The 18,916-nt window shown below is 62.9% G+C and carries 15 protein-coding genes and 4 tRNA genes; 15 read left to right on the forward strand and 4 right to left on the reverse strand.

The genetic code is table 11. The features are described from left to right. The first annotated feature begins 112 nt into the window (after positions 1–112). The 14 genes from truA to ACNFBR_RS14855 all read left to right on the forward strand — a co-directional run bounded on the left by truA (position 113) and on the right by ACNFBR_RS14855 (position 10,913). Positions 113–973, forward strand: a complete 861-nt coding sequence (gene truA, locus ACNFBR_RS14790) for a tRNA pseudouridine(38-40) synthase TruA (RefSeq protein ID WP_416735583.1) — start codon at positions 113–115, stop codon at positions 971–973. Positions 974–1,034: 61 nt separating this feature from the next. Continuing rightward, positions 1,035–1,655 carry a phosphoribosylanthranilate isomerase gene (locus ACNFBR_RS14795; RefSeq protein WP_416735584.1) on the forward strand — a complete coding sequence of 207 codons (621 nt, stop codon included), beginning with the start codon at positions 1,035–1,037 and terminating at the stop codon, positions 1,653–1,655. 222 nt (positions 1,656–1,877) lie between these two features. Next, positions 1,878–2,771, forward strand: a complete 894-nt coding sequence (gene accD, locus ACNFBR_RS14800) for an acetyl-CoA carboxylase, carboxyltransferase subunit beta (protein ID WP_416735585.1) — start codon at positions 1,878–1,880, stop codon at positions 2,769–2,771. Further along, entirely contained in the window at positions 2,771–4,078 is a 1,308-nt protein-coding gene (gene folC / locus ACNFBR_RS14805) for a bifunctional tetrahydrofolate synthase/dihydrofolate synthase (protein WP_416735586.1), read from the forward strand. The genes accD and folC overlap by 1 nt, the downstream gene beginning before the upstream one ends. Further along, positions 4,062–4,712 (forward strand): SPOR domain-containing protein, encoded by a 651-nt coding sequence (locus tag ACNFBR_RS14810; RefSeq protein ID WP_416735587.1) that lies wholly within the window; start codon positions 4,062–4,064, stop codon positions 4,710–4,712. The genes folC and ACNFBR_RS14810 overlap by 17 nt, the downstream gene beginning before the upstream one ends. 273 nt (positions 4,713–4,985) lie before the next feature. After that, entirely contained in the window at positions 4,986–5,543 is a 558-nt protein-coding gene (locus ACNFBR_RS14815; RefSeq protein WP_416735588.1) for a CvpA family protein, read from the forward strand. Between the two features lie 42 nt (positions 5,544–5,585). Further along, positions 5,586–7,091 (forward strand): amidophosphoribosyltransferase, encoded by a 1,506-nt coding sequence (gene purF, locus ACNFBR_RS14820; RefSeq protein ID WP_416735589.1) that lies wholly within the window; start codon positions 5,586–5,588, stop codon positions 7,089–7,091. Between the two features lie 16 nt (positions 7,092–7,107). Further along, positions 7,108–8,319, forward strand: a complete 1,212-nt coding sequence (locus tag ACNFBR_RS14825; protein WP_416735590.1) for an O-succinylhomoserine sulfhydrylase — start codon at positions 7,108–7,110, stop codon at positions 8,317–8,319. Next, entirely contained in the window at positions 8,316–9,089 is a 774-nt protein-coding gene (locus ACNFBR_RS14830) for an SDR family oxidoreductase (protein ID WP_416735591.1), read from the forward strand. Before ACNFBR_RS14825 ends, ACNFBR_RS14830 begins: the two co-directional genes overlap by 4 nt. Positions 9,090–9,288: 199 nt before the next feature. After that, a tRNA-Val gene (locus tag ACNFBR_RS14835) sits at positions 9,289–9,364 on the forward strand. A 65-nt stretch (positions 9,365–9,429) separates the two neighbouring features. Next, a tRNA-Asp gene (locus ACNFBR_RS14840) sits at positions 9,430–9,506 on the forward strand. 99 nt (positions 9,507–9,605) lie between these two features. Beyond that, a tRNA-Asp gene (locus ACNFBR_RS14845) sits at positions 9,606–9,682 on the forward strand. Between the two features lie 141 nt (positions 9,683–9,823). Next, positions 9,824–9,900, forward strand: a tRNA-Asp gene (locus tag ACNFBR_RS14850). Between the two features lie 200 nt (positions 9,901–10,100). Then, entirely contained in the window at positions 10,101–10,913 is an 813-nt protein-coding gene (locus tag ACNFBR_RS14855; RefSeq protein WP_416735592.1) for a DUF2242 domain-containing protein, read from the forward strand. Between the two features lie 245 nt (positions 10,914–11,158). Here ACNFBR_RS14855 and ACNFBR_RS14860 read toward each other — a convergent pair whose 3' ends face one another. The 4 genes from ACNFBR_RS14860 to ACNFBR_RS14875 form a co-directional block, all read right to left on the reverse strand. Next, positions 11,159–12,199, reverse strand: coding sequence for an AraC family transcriptional regulator (locus tag ACNFBR_RS14860; RefSeq protein ID WP_416735593.1), 1,041 nt, complete (start codon positions 12,197–12,199; stop codon positions 11,159–11,161). Positions 12,200–12,203: 4 nt separating this feature from the next. Next, on the reverse strand, positions 12,204–13,322 hold the full coding sequence (locus tag ACNFBR_RS14865; protein ID WP_416735594.1) for a nitrilase-related carbon-nitrogen hydrolase: 1,119 nt from the start codon (positions 13,320–13,322) through the stop codon (positions 12,204–12,206). A 189-nt stretch (positions 13,323–13,511) separates the two neighbouring features. Further along, positions 13,512–15,155 carry a TULIP family P47-like protein gene (locus ACNFBR_RS14870; RefSeq protein ID WP_416735595.1) on the reverse strand — a complete coding sequence of 548 codons (1,644 nt, stop codon included), beginning with the start codon at positions 15,153–15,155 and terminating at the stop codon, positions 13,512–13,514. Between the two features lie 25 nt (positions 15,156–15,180). Further along, a complete protein-coding gene (locus ACNFBR_RS14875) occupies positions 15,181–16,413 on the reverse strand; it encodes a TULIP family P47-like protein (protein WP_416735596.1) in 1,233 nt (410 codons plus the stop codon). A gap of 328 nt (positions 16,414–16,741) precedes the next feature. Here ACNFBR_RS14875 and ACNFBR_RS14880 point away from each other — a divergent pair, with 328 nt between their 5' ends. Beyond that, on the forward strand, positions 16,742–18,778 hold the full coding sequence (locus ACNFBR_RS14880; RefSeq protein WP_416735597.1) for an FAD-dependent oxidoreductase: 2,037 nt from the start codon (positions 16,742–16,744) through the stop codon (positions 18,776–18,778). Positions 18,779–18,916 lie beyond the last annotated feature (138 nt).

The raw sequence follows: 18,916 nt of genomic DNA on the forward strand, positions 1-18,916 counted from the left end.
GAGCGGGCTTGCCCGCGAAGAGGCCCTCAAACGCAGTGCACATCCAACGGCAGCCCTACACGGCTGCCGTTGTCGTTATAATCCCCGCCATTCCGTACACCCCACAGGTTTCATGCGCTTGGACATCATCGACACCGCTACTGCCGAATCCGCGGCCGAAGGCTTCTCCCGTATCGCCCTGGGCGTGGAATACAAGGGCGCGCGCTACCGCGGCTGGCAGCGCCAGGCCAGCGGTGTGCCGAGTGTGCAGCAGGCCCTGGAACAAGCCTTGTCCAAAGTTGCCAACGAGCCGATTTCGGTGATCTGCGCCGGGCGTACCGACGCCGGTGTCCATGGCTGCGGGCAGGTGGTGCACTTCGACACCCGTGCCGTGCGCGACGAGCGTGCCTGGACCATGGGCACCAACTTCAACCTGCCGCACGACATCAGCGTGGTCTGGTCGCAGCCGATGCCGGCTGACTTTCATGCCCGTTTCAAGGCCTGCGCCCGTCGCTACCGCTACGTCATCTACAACGACCCGATTCGCCCGGCGCACCTGGCCGAGGAAGTGACCTGGAACCACCGTCCGCTGGATGTCGAGCGCATGGCCGAGGCCGCGCAGTTCCTGCTTGGCACCCATGACTTCAGCGCCTTCCGCGCCAGCCAGTGCCAGGCCAAGTCACCGGTCAAGCACATCTACCACCTGCGCGTTACCCGCCATGGCCAAATGATCGTGCTGGACGTGCGTGCCACCGCCTTCCTGCACCACATGGTGCGCAACATTGCCGGTGTGCTGATGGCCATTGGCGCCGGCGAACGCCCGGTTACCTGGGCACGCGAGGTGCTGGAAGGGCGCAACCGCCGCGAAGGTGGGGTAACCGCCCATCCATACGGGCTTTATCTGGTGCAGGTGGAGTACCCCGAGGAATTTGCGCTGCCCAAGCGTTACATCGGCCCACACTTTTTGAGCGGTTACGAGGCGTTGGCAGACTGACGGGCGAAAAGTCATTTGCTAACATCCGGCCTTTCACCGCAATAACCAGGGTTCGCGTTCCATGAGCAATGTTCGCAGCAAGATCTGCGGGATTACCCGCATCGAAGATGCACTGGCCGCTGCCGAGGCGGGGGCCGATGCCATCGGCCTGGTCTTCTATGACAAGAGCCCGCGTGCGGTGGATGTGCGCCAGGCGCGGGCGATCATCGCCGAGTTGCCGCCGTTCGTGACCACGGTTGGGCTGTTCGTCAACGCCTCGCGCTGCGAACTGAACGAGATCCTCGAAGTAGTTCCGTTGGACCTGCTACAGTTCCACGGCGATGAAACCCCGCAGGACTGCGAAGGCTACCACCGCCCCTGGATCAAGGCCCTGCGTGTGCGCCCGGGCGACGACCTGGAGGCGGCCTGCCAGCATTACGCGGGTGCTCGCGGCATTTTGCTGGATACCTACGTGGCGGGCGTGCCTGGGGGAACCGGCGAAGCGTTCGACTGGTCACTGGTACCGGCACGCCTGAGCAAGCCGATCATCCTTGCGGGCGGCTTGTCGGCCGATAACGTTGGCCAGGCCATTGCCCAGGTACGGCCTTATGCGGTGGATGTCAGTGGTGGCGTCGAACAGGCAAAGGGCATCAAGGACGCGGCGAAGATCGAGGCGTTCATGCGCGCGGTGAAACAGGCGTGATGGCAGATGTGACGGCTGGCTGCGCGCCATCGTCCATAGCTTTCGCAGCCCTGCGGGGCCGCCGCCCGCACCTGCGGCGGCAAGACAATACATTAGCGGTGGAGTGGCGCGCTGGAAGCCCCGGCGGCCGGTCCATCATCGTTTCGTAAAAGATTTTGAGCTCAAGGGCAGGGCAGGGCCGGTGATGCCGACCCGCGCCTGCCAATACTGGAGAAAGAAAGCATGAGCAACTGGTTAGTCGACAAACTGATCCCTTCGATCATGCGTTCCGAGGTGAAGAAGAGCTCGGTGCCTGAGGGCCTGTGGCACAAGTGCCCGTCCTGCGAGGCCGTGCTGTATCGTCCGGAGCTGGAAAAGACCCTGGATGTCTGCCCCAAGTGCAACCACCACATGCGCATCGGCGCACGTGCGCGCATCGATATCTTCCTCGACGCCGAAGGCCGTGCCGAACTGGGCGCCGACCTGGAGCCGGTCGACCGTCTGAAGTTCCGTGATGGCAAGAAGTACAAGGATCGCCTGACCGGCGCGCAGAAACAGACCGGCGAAAAAGACGCGCTGATTTCCATGAGCGGCACCCTGATGGGCATGCCGATCGTGGTCAGCGCCTTCGAGTTCTCGTTCATGGGTGGTTCCATGGGCGCCATCGTCGGCGAGCGTTTCGTGCGCGCTGCCAACTACGCCCTGGAACATCGCTGCCCGATGGTCTGCTTCTCCGCTTCGGGCGGTGCGCGCATGCAGGAAGCGCTGATCTCGCTGATGCAGATGGCCAAGACCTCGGCCGTACTGGCGCGCCTGCGCGAAGAAGGCATCCCGTTCATCTCGGTCCTGACCGACCCAGTGTACGGTGGCGTTTCCGCCAGCCTGGCCATGCTCGGCGATGTCATCGTCGGTGAGCCGAAGGCCCTGATCGGCTTCGCCGGCCCACGCGTGATCGAACAGACCGTACGCGAGAAGCTGCCAGAGGGCTTCCAGCGCAGCGAGTTCCTGCTGGAACACGGTGCTATCGACCTGATCATCTCCCGTGGCGAACTGCGCCCGCGTCTGGCCCGCCTGCTGGCGCAAATGACCGGCCAGCAAACCCCGGAGCAAGCGCGTGAGGCGGCTGCCGTCGCGTGATGAAACAACGAACCCTGGGCGAATGGCTCGCCTACCTCGAGCAGTTGCACCCCTCGGCCATCGACATGGGCCTGGAGCGGTCGCAGAAGGTGCTTGCCCGGTTGGCGCTGGGCAAGCTGGCGCCGCGCGTGGTGACGGTAACCGGCACCAACGGCAAGGGTTCGACCTGCGCCTTCGTGGCTTCGTTGCTGCGCACCCAGGGGCTCAAGGTCGGCGTGTACAGCTCGCCGCACCTGTTGCGTTACAACGAGCGGGTGCTGATCGAGGGGCAAGAGGCCAGCGATGAGCGCCTGTGCGAAGCCTTTGCTGCCGTCGAGGCGGCGCGGGGCGATATTTCTCTGACCTACTTCGAGATGGGTACGCTGGCCGCGTTCTGGTTGTTCTACCAGTCGCAGCTGGATGCCGTGGTGCTGGAAGTGGGCCTGGGCGGTCGCCTGGACACCGTCAACGTGGTGGATGCCGACCTGGCCCTGGTGACCAGCATCGGTGTTGACCATGTCGATTACCTGGGCGATACCCGCGAGCTGGTGGCCTTCGAGAAGGCCGGCATCTTCCGCCCCGGCAAGCCGGCCCTGTGCGGCGACCTGGACCCACCACAGCCGTTGCTGGACAAGGCTGGCGAACTGGCCGCGCCACTGTTCCTGCGCGGTCGTGATTTCGACCTGGACAGCGCCGCTGGCAGCTGGAGCTGGCGTGGTACCGCGGCCGATGGCGCGCAGGTAACGCTGCAGGACCTGCCTCTGCTTGACTTGCCCATGGAGAACGCCACGCTGGCCCTGCAGGCTTACCTGCTGATGGGGCTGCCGTGGGATGCTGCGCAGGTTCGCCAGGCGCTGCTGAATACCCGTATTACCGGGCGTCTGGACCGCCGTCTGCTGAGCTGGCAGGGCAGGCCGGTAGAGCTGCTGCTGGATGTCGGGCATAACCCGCATGCGGCGCAATACCTGGCCCAGCGCCTGGCGGCCCGGCCGCTGAAGGGGCGCCGCCTCGCGGTGTTCGGCCTGCTCGCCGATAAAGACCTGGACGGCGTTGTCGCGCCGCTGCAGGGCCTGGTCGACGACTGGGCGGTGGCGCCGCTGGACACCCCGCGCAGCCGCCCGGCTGCGGAGCTGGCCACAGCCTTGACGAACCTCGGTGCGCCGGTGAAGTCTTATGCCAGTGTCGACGCCGCCCTTGAAGGGCAATGTGCGCAGGCGACGGCGGATGACCAGATCCTGCTGTTCGGTTCGTTTTTCTGTGTCGCCCAGGCGCTGGAATGGCTGGAGCGGCACGCCCAGGAGGGTGGAGTAGATGGCAGTGCTGGATAAAGGGATGAAACAGCGCATGGTGGGTGCGCTGGTGCTGGTGGCGCTGGCGGTGATTTTTCTGCCGATGCTGTTCACCCGCGAGGACGAGATGCGCCAGGTGCACGTCGAAACCCCGCAGGCACCGGCCATGCCCAGCCTGCCGGAAGTGAAGGTGGAGCCGGTTGCCGTACCGGAGCCGCAAGTTGTGCCGGAGCCGCAGCCGCAGGCGCCGGTGGTGATCGACGAGGCCACTGCGCCGGCGAGCACGCCCAGCCAACCCATCACCCCGTCGCCACAGACCCAGGCGCAGGTTCAGTCGCCCAAGCCGCAGGCACCCGCGCCAGCGCCCAAGGTCGAGACCAAAGCCGCTGCCGCACCAGCGCCGGCTGCGCCCTCGAAGGTCGATGTCAATGGCCTGCCGGTCAGTTGGTCGATCCAGTTGGCCAGCCTGTCCAACCGCGCCGGAGCCGAAAAGCTGCAGCAAACGCTGCGTAGCCAAGGCTACAACGCTTATATCCGCTCGGCGGGTGGCATGAATCGGGTGTACGTGGGGCCGCTGATCGAGCGGGCCGAGGCCGAGCGCACGCGTGATGCCATCAACCGCCAGAACAGCCTCAAGGGCTTTGTGGTGCGCTTCCAGCCTGAGCGCAGCTGATAACGAGGCCCAGCCAAGGCCTGCGCGGAATCTGTAGGAGCAGCCTTGTGCTGCGAAGAGGCCGGTACCGGCGACACAAATACAGTATCTGTACCGGCCTCTTCGCAGCACAAGGCTGCTCCTACAGGTACAGCGCCGACCAGGAGGGTTGTGCCGTACCTGTGGGCGCTGGCTTGCCGGCGATGAAGCCAACCCAATCCCCTGACATTCCGCTTACCCAACCCCTCGCCGCTCTGGTAAAATGCGCCGCCTCAAACGTCTGCAGGCAGCACCGTGGCATTTACCTTGGTTGATTGGGCGATCATCGCGATCATCGCCGTCTCCACACTGATCAGTCTCAAGCGCGGCTTCGTCAAGGAAGCCTTGTCCTTGCTCATCTGGATCATTGCCGGTGCGGTTGCCTGGATGTTCGGCGGTTCGCTCTCGGTGTATCTTGAGAGCTATATCCAGACGCCATCGATGCGCGTCATCGCTGGCTGCGCCATTCTTTTCGTCGCCACCTTGCTGGTGGGGGCCATGGTCAACTTCCTTGTCGGCGAGCTGATCCGCGTGACCGGGTTGTCCGGCACCGATCGTTTCCTGGGCATGGCCTTCGGCGCCGCGCGCGGGGCCTTGCTGGTAGTAGTGGCCATAGGCCTGATCAGCCTGGGGCCGGTTCAACAAGATACCTGGTGGCAGGAATCGCGCCTGATACCACAATTTCTCTTGGTCGCCGACTGGTCAAAAAACCTGATCCTGGGTTTCGCCGGCCAGTGGTCGCCCAGTGGGCTGATCAGCGCTCCGGCTGATCTTCCGTTCAAGGAACAGTTGCTCGGGCCGTCCAAGCCCTGAGCGCTATTCACTCAAGTTTCGTCAAAGTAGGGGTTGCGTCGCATGTGTGGCATCGTCGGTATCGTCGGTAAGTCGAACGTCAATCAGGCGCTGTATGACGCGCTTACGGTCCTCCAGCACCGCGGCCAGGACGCTGCCGGTATCGTGACCAGCCATGACGGCCGGTTGTTCCTGCGCAAGGATAATGGCCTGGTGCGCGACGTGTTCCAGCAGCGCCACATGCAGCGCCTGGTGGGCAGCATCGGCATCGGCCACGTGCGCTACCCGACAGCGGGCAGCTCGACCTCGGCCGAGGCCCAGCCGTTCTACGTCAACTCGCCGTACGGCATCACCCTGGCTCACAACGGCAACCTGACCAACGTCGAACAGTTGGCCAAGGAGATCTACGAGTCCGACCTGCGTCACGTCAATACCAACTCCGACTCGGAAGTGCTGCTGAACGTGTTCGCCCATGAACTGGCCGTACGCGGCAAGCTGCAGCCGACCGAAGAAGATGTGTTCGCGGCGGTTTCCCACGTGCACAGCCGCTGCGTTGGTGGCTACGCCGTGGTGGCGATGATCACCGGCTACGGCATCGTTGGTTTCCGTGACCCCCACGGCATCCGCCCGGTCGTGTTCGGCCAGCGTCACACCGACGAAGGCGTGGAATACATGATCGCCTCGGAAAGCGTGGCCTTGGACGTGCTCGGCTTCACCCTGATCCGCGACCTGGCGCCGGGCGAAGCGGTGTACATCACCGAAGAAGGCCAACTGTTCACCAAGCAGTGCGCCGAAGCACCGAAGCTGCAGCCGTGCATCTTCGAACACGTCTACCTGGCTCGCCCGGACTCGATCATCGACGGTATCTCGGTGTACAAGGCCCGTCTGCGTATGGGTGAGAAGCTGGCCGACAAGATCATGCGCGAGCGCCCTGAGCATGATATCGACGTGGTCATCCCGATCCCGGACACCAGCCGCACTGCCGCGCTGGAGCTGGCCAACCGCCTGGGCGTCAAGTTCCGCGAAGGCTTCGTCAAGAACCGTTACATCGGCCGTACCTTCATCATGCCCGGCCAGGCCGCGCGCAAGAAGTCGGTGCGCCAGAAGCTCAACGCCATCGAACTGGAGTTCCGTGGCAAGAACGTGATGCTGGTGGACGACTCGATCGTGCGCGGCACCACCTGCAAGCAGATCATTCAGATGGCCCGCGAAGCCGGCGCCAAGAATGTCTACTTCTGCTCCGCAGCCCCTGCGGTACGCTACCCCAACGTCTACGGCATCGACATGCCGAGTGTTCACGAACTGATCGCCCACAACCGTACCACCGAACAGGTGGCCGAGTTGATCGGCGCCGATTGGCTGGTCTACCAGGACCTGCCAGACCTGATCGATTCGGTCGGTGGCGGCAAGATCAAGATCGATCACTTCGATTGCGCGGTGTTCAACGGTGAATACGTCACCGGCGATATCGACGCGGCCTACCTCGACCGTATCGAGCAGGCCCGTAATGATCTGGCCAAGGTCAAGAACCAGGCCGTCAGCGCGATCATCGACCTCTACAACAACTGATTCTGGGAGCGACGGCATGACGGATCAATGGGATGCCGGACGACTGGACAGCGACCTCGAGGGTGTCGGTTTCGACACCCTGGCGGTGCGCGCTGGTCAAAACCGTACACCGGAAGGCGAGCACAGCGAAGCGCTGTTCCTGACCTCCAGCTATGTATTCCGCACGGCGGCCGATGCTGCTGCGCGCTTTGCCGGCGAAACGCCGGGCAACGTCTACTCGCGGTACACCAACCCCTCTGTGCGGGCCTTCGAGGAACGCCTGGCGGCGATGGAAGGTGCCGAGCAGGCCGTGGGTACCTCCACCGGCATGGCGGCGATCCTTGCCGTGGTGATGTCGCTGTGCAGCGCCGGTGACCATGTGCTGGTGTCGCAGAGCGTATTTGGCTCCACCATCAGCCTGTTCGAGAAGTACTTCAAGCGCTTTGGCGTGCAAGTGGACTACGTGCCACTGGTCGACCTCGCCGGCTGGGAAAAGGCCATCAAGGCCAACACCAAGCTGCTGATCGTCGAATCGCCGTCCAACCCGCTGGCCGAGCTGGTCGATATCACTGCGCTCAGCGAAATCGCCCATGCTCATGGCGCCATGCTGGTGGTGGACAACTGCTTCAGCACCCCGGCGCTGCAACAGCCACTGAAGCTGGGTGCCGATATCGTGTTCCACTCGGCCACCAAGTTCATCGACGGCCAGGGCCGCTGCATGGGCGGTGTGGTTGCCGGCCGTGCCGAGCAGATGAAAGAAGTGGTGGGTTTCCTGCGCACCGCAGGCCCGACCCTCAGCCCATTCAACGCGTGGATCTTCACCAAGGGCCTGGAAACGTTGCGCCTGCGCATGCGTGCACACTGCGAAAGCGCCCAGGCCCTGGCCGAATGGCTGGAGCAGCAAGACGGCGTGGAGAAGGTGCATTACGCAGGCCTGCCTAGCCACCCGCAGCACGAACTGGCCAAGCGCCAGATGAGTGGCTTTGGTGCGGTGGTCAGCTTTGAGGTCAAGGGCGGCAAAGAGGGTGCGTGGCGCTTCATCGACGCCACCCGGGTGATTTCCATCACCACCAACCTGGGTGACAGCAAGACCACCATCGCTCATCCGGCTACCACCTCCCACGGCCGTCTGTCGCCGCAGGAGCGTGAAGCCGCGGGTATCCGCGACAGCCTGATCCGCGTTGCCGTGGGCTTGGAAGATGTGGCCGATCTGCGGGCCGACCTGGCGCGCGGGCTGGCTGCACTGTGATCCAGATTGGCGGCAACACCCCGGGCCACAATGGCCGGGTAGCCCTGGTGACCGGTGCCGCGCGCGGCATCGGCCTGGGCATTGCCGCCTGGTTGATCTGCGAAGGCTGGCAAGTGGTGCTCAGCGACCTTGACCGCCCCCGTGGCGCCAAGGTGGCCAAGGCACTGGGTGACAATGCCTGGTTCATAACCATGGACGTCGCCGACGAAGCCCAGGTCAGTGCCGGGGTGTCCGAGGTGCTCGGGCAGTTTGGCCGGCTGGACGCGCTGGTGTGTAACGCGGCCATCGCCAACCCGCACAATCAGACGTTGGAAAGCCTGAGCCTGGCGCAGTGGAATCGGGTACTGGCGGTCAACCTCAATGGCCCCATGTTGCTGGCCAAGCATTGTGCGCCGTATCTGCGTGCGCACAACGGGGCCATCGTCAACCTGACCTCTACCCGGGCGCGGCAGTCCGAACCCGACACTGAGGCTTATGCCGCAAGCAAGGGCGGCCTGGTGGCCTTGACCCATGCGCTGGCCATGAGCCTTGGCCCGGAGATCCGCGTCAATGCGGTGAGCCCGGGCTGGATCGATGCCCGTGACCCGTCGCAGCGCCGCGCCGAGCCACTGACCGAAGCCGACCATGCCCAGCACCCGACGGGCAGGGTAGGGACAGTGGAGGATGTAGCGGCCATGGTTGCCTGGTTGCTGTCGCGTCAGGCGGCGTTCGTCACCGGCCAGGAGTTCGTGGTCGATGGCGGCATGACCCGCAAGATGATCTACACCTGAATAGGCTGCTTATCCTTTCAAGGTCTGTAGAGATCCTGTGGGGGCGGGCGTGCCCGCGAAGCGGCCAATACAGGCCAAAGGCAGGTAAACCGTTTTTTCCTGTATTTTGAAAAAAATTCAATGGGGCTATTGACTTAGCTTCGCCACCTGCGTAAATTTCGCGGCCTCAGCGAAGCAAACGCAACAAGCAACATCGCGAGGGTGATTAGCTCAGCCGGGAGAGCATCTGCCTTACAAGCAGAGGGTCGGCGGTTCGATCCCGTCATCACCCACCACTTCCTGAGATGTTCCTGCCGCTCAGGTTTCGCAAGAAGCCAAAAGCCAGAGAGGAACGCACTGCGCAGCGGTAGTTCAGTCGGTTAGAATACCGGCCTGTCACGCCGGGGGTCGCGGGTTCGAGTCCCGTCCGCTGCGCCATTTTTCAGTAACAGATGGGTGCCTTGCACCGGTCTGAAGCCACAAGGCAAACGCCTTGGGCTGATCCCAGTTTCAATCGGGCGCAAGCCTGAACGATACGCAGCGGTAGTTCAGTCGGTTAGAATACCGGCCTGTCACGCCGGGGGTCGCGGGTTCGAGTCCCGTCCGCTGCGCCATCTTCGTTTCAAGGTCCCTAGAACGCCTTGAAGCAAACACAAGAGAAGCGATCACGTAATCGCTTTTTTTGTGCCTGCCCTGAGGCCATGGCGCCGCAAGGGTAGACCCAGGTTTCAATCGGGCGCAAGCCTGAACGATACGCAGCGGTAGTTCAGTCGGTTAGAATACCGGCCTGTCACGCCGGGGGTCGCGGGTTCGAGTCCCGTCCGCTGCGCCATCTTCGCCTCAAGGCCCCATGAACGCCTTGAAGCAACGTTAAAGCGACCTTCGGGTCGCTTTTTTCGTTTTGGCGCCAGGCAATCGCCTACCTTTACCCAGATTTACATCAACCTGACAGGTTCTTCACCGACCAGCGGTTCCTGTCCCTGCCCGGTGTGTTGCACAATAGGCACCTTCTCGACATTTCCGGAATTCGCAATGACCAGATCTTCCGTCTTTGGTGCGCTCGGGCTGGCCCTGGTGCTGGCGGGCGTGACCGGTTGTTCCTCGAAAAAAGCAGCCGTCTACGAGCACGAAAACTTCGATGATTCAGGCACGTTCTCGCGCAGCTTTGCGGTAAGCGATGCGGGTTCCTGCGAGGCTGCCCGGCGTGCCTTGCTCAGCCAGGGCTACATCATCACCAGCAGCGGTGCCAACCAGGTGGTGGGCAACAAGAGCTTCCAGCAGAACAGCGAGAACCACCTGCAGATCAGCTTCAACGTCACGTGCGCGCCGGATGTGAGCGACGAACAGCGTTCGACCATGTTTGCCAATGCCCTGCAGGACCGATACGCGCTGAAAAAGTCCAACACCTCCGCCAGCCTGGGTGTAGGCGTGTTGGGGTCGGTGTCGATGCCGATCGGCTCCAGTGACGACTCGATGGTCAAGGTGGCCAGCGAGACGGTGACTGCGGCGCAGTTCTATGACCGCTATTTCGCCTTGGTGGAGAGCTACCTGCCCAAGCCGAAGAAGGTCGAAAAGGCCAAGGTTGACGCACCGGCACCGAAGGTGGAAAAGCCGGCGGTAGACCTGGGGCTGCCAGAGCAGGCTGCAGCGAACCCGGTGGCACCTGCCCAGGCTCCAGAGGCCGCACCCGCACCTGCGGCTGGGCCCCCGGCAAGTGAGGCGGTAGCGGCACCGGTGGTGGATGACAGCCAGGGGTCGCAGCCGGTCGCGCCGCCCGTGGAGTCTGCGCCGATTCAGGTGCAACAGGAGCCGCAGCCTGCCGAGGCTGCCTCCCCCTCACTTTGATCGATACAGGCTGACACATCCCCTGTTACAGACACCCCGCGATAACTTCCTGAACACCTGCTACGTTTACCACTCATACGCTTGTCATCATTCCTTCATCCCACCTGCTTAGGTTGAAGGCGACACCTACGAAGACAAAATGAGTAAAGAGGACGCAGGGCTATGGATGAATACCAGGAAGAACTTCTCGAGTCCCAGGCTTACGAGCTGGACACCCCGGAACCGGCCGACGACGCCACCGAGCTTTAGCCCGCCCGCCGCTGGCTGCGGCGGAACTCTCCCGGCGTAAGGCCCGTCCAGCGCTTGAACGCGCGCTGGAAGGCCTCGGCCGAAGCAAACCCCAACAAATAGGCGATCTCGCCAAACGCCAGCTCCGTATCACGGATGTAGGTCTCGGCCAGGTCGCGTCGTGTTTCGTTGAGTACGTCGCGAAAGCGCGTGCCTTCCTCGGCCAGTTTACGGCGCAGCGTCCAGGTGGGTAACTGCAAGTGCAGCGCCACTTCTTCCAGGTCTGGCTCACGGCCGCCATTGAGCAGTGGGCCCAGCAAGTGGGTGATGCGTTCACCCAGGCTGCGCACCCGTGTGCGTTGCAGCAGCTCTGCCTCACACAGTTGCAGCAGGTGTTGCCAGGTGCTCGGGCAATGCCTGGGGTTGGCCAGTTGCAGTGTTGCGCGGCTTAACCGCAGCTGGTTGCCCTCGGCCGCGAACTGCACTGGCGTGCTGCACAGCGCCTGATAGCGCGCAGAATAGGCGGGCGCGGAAAATTCAATGTCCAGGCGTTCCGCCTGTATCTCCATGCCGGCCAGGTCGGCCAGTTGCGCTAGCCAGCCGGCAAGCAGTGAATCGACCACGAAGCGGTTGTAGGCGTTGTAGGGGTTGATGGAGTAGAAGCGCAACCAAGCGCCGTGGGCATCTTCCACAAAGCTGGAATGGCCACGGTAGTTGGCCGCGTACAGTGGCTCGAAGCGCAGCAGGGTGCGCGCCGCCTCGCCCAGGGTGGGTGCCTGGGCGGCGGTTACCCCGGCCAGGCCGGCATGTGCCAGGCGGCTCAGGCGCCCCATGTGCAAGCCGAGCGCGGCCTCGCCGCTCAGTTCGATGGCTGCGTGGCCCAGGTGCATGTAACGGGGAATCGACAGACGTGCGCCGGCTTCGGCGAGGCGCGGGGCATCCAGGCCATAGCGGCGCAGCAGGGGCTCAGGGTCGTGGCCCATCTCGCGCAGGGCTTCGCTCAGTGGCTGGACAAAACCAACTGACAGGTCACCCAGGCGCACGCGGGGGCGGGCCATGGGCCTACAACCACAGGTTCAGCAGGCGGGCGCCAGGGCTTGGGGTACCCGCCAGCAACTCGCCCGACTGGCGTGCAAAGCCCTGGCCGTCACTGGCCTGTTCCCAGAATTGCCCGCGCATGAACACGCTCATGCTGCTGACGCTGGCCCCTGCCGCCTCGGTCAGGTGCTGCCACGCGGTCTGTTCACTGACTTCGCCGCGCTGCAAGGCCAGCTCGGCACTGGCTTGTTGATGGCGATTGCCCCGCCACGGCGCTTGCCAGCTACCCTTGCCGCTGAGAAACACCGGGTTGGCGACCAGTTGCACCGCTTGTTGTGCCAGTTGTGAATGGTTTTCCGGGTACCAGCTGTCGCTGCCCACCAGCACCCCCAGGCGACCGGCCGGGGTCTGCACGACTTGCAGCGGGTGCTGGCGGCCGTCGTGGACGTAGCGACGCATTTCACTGTCGGGATATTGCTGGCGCTGGGGCTGGCCCAGTAGCGAGCCGTCACCTGCAAACACCACGCTGCTGTTGAACAGCGGACCACGGCCGGCATGCAGCACGCCTTGTTTCACGTAGGGTTCGGGCAGCACGATCGAGCCGGCCACCAAGGTGACGCCAAACTCCTTGGCAAGGCCGCCGAACAGCTGCTGGTAGTCTGCGGCCATTTGCTCGGCCTTCATGCGCAGGTGTGCATCGGCACGCCAGTCGTCGCCGTCGGCGCGAAGCATGGCCAGGCCATAGCGCAGTGGGTTGCTCAGCTCCAGCCATTGTTGAGCTTCGCGGCTCTGAGTGACCTGGTACAGCTCGTTCTTCTCACCACGCGCCCACAGCCAGGTGCCGATGTGCTCTGGTAGCACCACCACCGTACGCGGGCTGACCAGCCCTTGGGCACGGGCTTGCTCCAGGTAAGCGGCGAGTTTGCGGTGCAGGCGTTGCAGGTTCTGGTAGTCGCCCGGGTATAGCAGCGGTTCGACACCGAGCAGGTTGCCGTGCTCGCCCGGCACGCCATGGTTGAGTGCCAGTTCGATGCGCAGGTCAGACAGGTAGTGGCCTTCCGGGCGCTGTTGGGTCCAGAAGCCGTAGCCGCACAGTGCGGCGATCATCACCAGCGCCAGGGCGCTTGCCAGGAGTTTTCGCATGAAACCTTGGGCATTCGCTAAAAGTGGAGTGGCCATGCGGAGCGATGAGCTGCCAGCTCGAACCTGTTCAGCGGTTTGAGCAGCGCGCTGCATTGATCCATGCACAATCGACTTTCGATCATACCAAAGGAATGGTGATGGGCGTGCAACCAACCCCGGGCATTAGGGCCCGGGGTTGAGTCGCCGAGGTCAGGCGGCCAGCGTCGCCAGGGCGAGGCGTTTGTCCTGGATGCAGAATTTCTCCAGCAACTTCAGCGAGCCGCCGAAAATCAGCGCACCGGAGTAGCTGATATCGGTCAGGACAAAGGCATCCGGTTCACTGAATGGCCATTTGACTTGGTTCGCCGCCACTTTGACCATGGGGGCTATGGATGGAATGTTGTTGGTTACGCCACCCGCCACCACGCGCTCGATGATCACGTGGATGACGATGCTGACAATGGCCACCACCAGTGCCGCGATGATGCCGACGATCAACGCCATCACCTTTCCGCCCACGCCACCGGCCACGGCGGTGGCCACGGCGGCAATCGCGCCCAGAATGGCTTCGGTGACGATCACCCAGGTGGCGATGTCGGTGGTGTTTTGCACATCCGGGTCTCCGACCATGGCATACACCATCACCTGTTCGCCCTTGTCGTTGACGCCCAGCTGCAACGTCTGCTTGGTGACGATACGGGTGTAGGCCACGATACCGGGCGAGATGTCGGTGCGCACCTTGCACTCGGTACGGATATAGGACTCGTCGAAGTTGATATCGAATTTTTCAGCCACGGGATGATAAGTGATGGCCCCGTACTTGACGCTGTCGAGCTTCAGATCGTTGGCAGTGATGGACGTGCCTGCCGCATCCAGGGTGAAGTTGGCCTCGGTGGTGCCGTCGAAGATGTACGGCAATGCCGCCAGCAACTGATACTTGACGAAGATCTCCCGGCTGATGAGGAAGTTGGCATTGTTGTCAGCCGCCAGCAGCACGGCGGGCAACTGGTTTGGCAACCCAGTGGAGTCACGTTCGTTGGTCATGGCCAGCACCCCGAAGATGCTGCTTTCCTCACTGTTCTTGTCGGTGTAGGCGTAGCTCATCGAGGTCGCTCGCAACCATTTGAAATCCTCGCTTTCCTTGCCCATGTTGTTGATCAGCACGGTACTGAACAGCGTGTCGAACTTCTTCAGGTTCTCGGGCCGGTTCAGCCAATCTTCGATGACGCCGCGCATCACACTCTGGTCGATGCTGCTCAGGACGTTGTTCGGGTCCCTGAGCGCAATCACTGCCGCGATCGGGTCATCAGGGTCCGTTGCCTGGGTGTTGACTTGCAGTTCGTATTTGCCATCAGAGGCCGATACCGGATTGGGCGCCGGGAAGTAACTGAGTTTGACGTAGACATCCGCGGACATCCCCTGGACCTGATAGGTCTTGCCGCCCAGGCCCTTGTATGTCCCTGAGCCAAAGGGGATGCGCACCTTGACGTTGCGTCCGTCGCCACCGGTGGTAATCGACCAGGCATCGAAGTCGGCCTTGAGCGAGAAACTGTCGACTCCGGCGTCGATGTTGGCGGGGTAGGTTTTCTCCAGTGCTATGCGCTGGTTCAGCGCACTGACCCTGCAGATGCTCACGGTATCCCAGCCATTGGTCGTGACCGGGCTGGCCAGTGTTGCGGCATTGGTCAGCAATTGCGCGGCCTGCAAGGCGTCTTCGGAACTGTGTACCAGCGCCGCGTTGCGGTACAGGGGCGATTCGCGCAGGGTCTGGCGCGCGGTTTCGTTGAGGTGATCGAGGCGCAGCGAGATGGGTTGGGCAAACCCGGACAGCATGACCTTGCTTTCATTGCTCATGATACGGCTCCTTGTGGTGGTGGGGTCACACGTAGTTGATGACGAGGGCTTCGGCGAGGTAGCTCGACGAAGCGGTGTGCGTGTCGTTGCTCCAGGACACGCAATCGATGGTATCGGCCTTGACCGAGCCGCCACGCGCGGCGATGGCGCTGATCAAGTCATCGGAGATCACAGCGGTAACGATGTGGGTGATCAGGCTGACAATGGGTGAGAGCCAGGCCAGGTACCAAGGAATATGCACCTCCTTCCTGAAGTCGGACGACTGCTTGACGAAATGGATGGTGCTGCCATCGAGTACCAGCTTCATCCTCAGCCAGCCGTTCCACTTCATGTCGATACCGGCGTGAAGGTCGCAGTCACCCTGATAATCGATGGTGATGAAGTCACCCAGCATGCGGGCAGGGTTGCAGCCGGCGAAAACAACCGGGGTGTACCAGATCGCCCCTGACTTGATGGCCTTCATGCGCAAGGTCGGAATATTGACCATTTGCGTATTGTCCAGGCGGTAGTCCTGCGCCGTGGCACCCTGATAAAGCTGCAGCAGCCCGGGCAGTATCAGGTGCTCCAGTACCAGCCGTGGCGACAGCACATAGCTCGACTGCCCGCCCTGGCTAATACCCGACACATCGATATCCAATGGCAGCCCACTGATATCGCGTTCGGTACAGACCGCCATGATGGCCAGGAAGCCCGAATCGAGGTAGGCATAGGTGCATTTGCGTGGCCTGGCCCATTCCGGGGCGGTGGTCTTGCTGAAGTTGATGGTGGCGAAGGTATGGGTGAACTGCCCGGGCTGTTCGACCAGGTAATTGCAGATGCAGTCCAGCACCACGCTGGCGAAAGGGCCGAGGGTACCGTCAGGGTCTTGCAGCGTGATGCCCCGCAGCCAGCCACCTTCTTCCCCTGACAGTTGTCCAGTGGACTCGGCCTTGTGCAGGAAAGCGGACTTCAATTGCAATAGACCGTCGCCTTGTGGCAGCAGCGACAAGGTGACCTCGATGATGGCCACTGCGCCGGCCAGCGAGCGGCTGGTGCCGCTCGCCTCGAAAAAGCCGGAACGTATTGGCATGCGCAGGCGCAGTAGGCGACCGCCACCACCGTTGATCACCGACCAGCAGTCGAACACCCCGTGGCAGGCATAGCCTTCGCCCGAGGTGTAGGAAAATTCGTGGTCAAGGGTTTTCCAACTGGCTGCCAGGTCACTGTTCACGCTGTCCTGGCGAACGATACTGATGGTGTCCCATCCTTTTGTCTGCATGAGCGAACCCTCCGGGCGCACGGGGTAGGCGCCACGTTCCCTGGGTGGATGATTGACGTGCTTGAAGAGTCTGGCAGAGCCGCGTTGCCTGGCAAATGCACGGGGAGACCGTTTGGCGATCAAGCCAGGCGGCTTTTATAGCGCTCAAGTCATTGAGCCGTGCTGCTGCTTGGGCTCGCCATTGGTGTTCATATTGATCATTAACTTGTAATTTTTGATCATTGAGCTAATTCAAACGGCTGTTTAATGTCGCTGACAGACAAACGACGGGCCCCGCCGACCGGTGAGGTGCCTGCATACCGTGATCACGCCACCTGGGGACCTTTCCATGGCCGCCGACCGCTACCCGCACCTGCTTGCCCCGCTGGACCTGGGCTTCACCACCTTGCGCAACCGCACCCTGATGGGCTCGATGCACACCGGCCTCGAAGAGCGCCCAGGCGGTTTCGAGCGCATGGCCGCGTACTTTGCCGAGCGCGCCCGGGGTGGCGTCGGCCTGATGGTCACCGGCGGCATTGCGCCCAACGATGAAGGCGGGGTGTATTCCGGCGCGGCCAAGCTCAGCACCGAGGAAGAGGCCGACAAGCACCGTATCGTCACCGAGGCGGTGCATGCCGCCGGTGGCAAGATCTGCCTGCAGATTCTGCATGCCGGGCGCTACGCCTACAGCCCACGTCAGGTGGCGCCCAGCGCGATTCAAGCGCCGATCAACCCGTTCAAGCCCAAGGAGCTGGACGAGGCGGGCATCGAGAAACAGATCGCCGACTTCGTCAATTGCGCGGCACTGGCCCAGCGCGCCGGTTACGACGGCGTCGAGATCATGGGTTCGGAAGGCTACTTCATCAACCAGTTCCTCGCCGCCCACACCAACCACCGCACCGACCGCTGGGGTGGCAGCTATGAAAACCGCATGCGCCTGGCAGTGGAAATCGTCAGCCGGGTGCGCGGCGCTGTCGGGCCGAATTTCATCATCATCTTCCGCCTGTCGATGCTCGATCTGGTCGAGGGGGGCAGCACCTGGGACGAGATCGAGCTGCTGGCCAAGGCCATCGAGCAGGCGGGCGCCACGTTGATCAACACTGGCATTGGCTGGCACGAAGCGCGTATTCCTACGATTGCCACCAAGGTGCCGCGTGCGGCATTCAGCAAGGTCACTGCCAAGTTGCGTGGGGTGGTGAACATTCCGCTGATCACCACCAACCGTATCAACACCCCGGAAGTGGCCGAGGCGGTGCTGGCCGAGGGTGATGCCGACATGGTCTCGATGGCCCGGCCCTTCCTCGCCGACCCGGATTTCGTCAACAAGGCCGCCGCTGGCCGCGCCGACGAAATCAACACCTGCATTGGCTGCAACCAGGCCTGCCTCGACCACACCTTCGGTGGCAAGCTGACCAGCTGCCTGGTCAACCCGCGTGCCTGCCACGAAACCGAACTCAACTACCTGCCCGTGCGTGTGGTGAAGCGCATTGCCGTGGTCGGCGCCGGCCCGGCTGGCCTGGCGGCGGCCACCGTGGCGGCCGAGCGGGGCCACGCGGTGACCCTGTTTGACGCGGCCAGCGAAATCGGTGGCCAGTTCAACGTGGCCAAACGGGTGCCGGGCAAGGAAGAGTTCTTTGAAACGCTGCGCTACTTCCGCAACAAGGTCAAAAGCACAGGTGTGGACTTGCGCCTGAACACCCGCGTCGACGTACAGGCGCTGGTGGATGGCGGCTTCGATGAAATCATCCTGGCCACCGGTATCGCCCCGCGTACCCCGGCCATTGCGGGCGTGGAACATGCCAAGGTGCTCAGCTACCTGGACGTGCTGCTCGAGCGCAAGCCGGTGGGCAAGGCTGTCGCGGTGATTGGCGCGGGTGGTATCGGCTTCGATGTGTCCGAGTACCTGGTGCACCAGGGCGTGGCCAGCAGCCAGGACCGTGACGCCTTCTGGAAAGAGTGGGGTATCGATACCGACCTTGAGGCTCGCGGTGGCGTGGCGGGGATCAAGGCCGAGCCGCATGCCCCGGCGCGGCAGGTGTACCTGTTGCAGCGCAAGCAGTCCAAGGTGGGGGATGGCCTGGGCAAGACGACCGGCTGGATTCACCGCACCGGGTTGAAGAACAAGCGGGTGCAGATGCTTAACAGTGTCGAATACCTGGGCATCGACGATGCCGGCCTGCACATTCGTGTGGGGGATGGCGAGCCGCAGGTGCTGGCGGTGGACAACGTGGTGATCTGCGCCGGCCAGGAGCCGCTGCGTGAGTTGCAGGACGGTTTGGTGGCGGCGGGGCAGTCGGTGCACCTGATTGGTGGTGCCGATGTGGCGGCCGAGCTGGATGCCAAGCGAGCGATCAATCAAGGCTCAAGACTAGCGGCTGAGCTCTGAGATTTCCTGTAGGAGCAGCCTTGTGCTGCGAAGAGGCCATTGCAGCCGAAGATGGCCTCTAGCCGTACCGGCCTCTTCGCAGCACAAGGCTGCTCCTACAGGCTCCGTGCATGGAGGTGTTTCACGGTAAACTCGCAC

Source organism: Pseudomonas sp. NY11955, assembly GCF_048068035.1.
In the GTDB taxonomy this organism is placed as follows: domain Bacteria; phylum Pseudomonadota; class Gammaproteobacteria; order Pseudomonadales; family Pseudomonadaceae; genus Aquipseudomonas.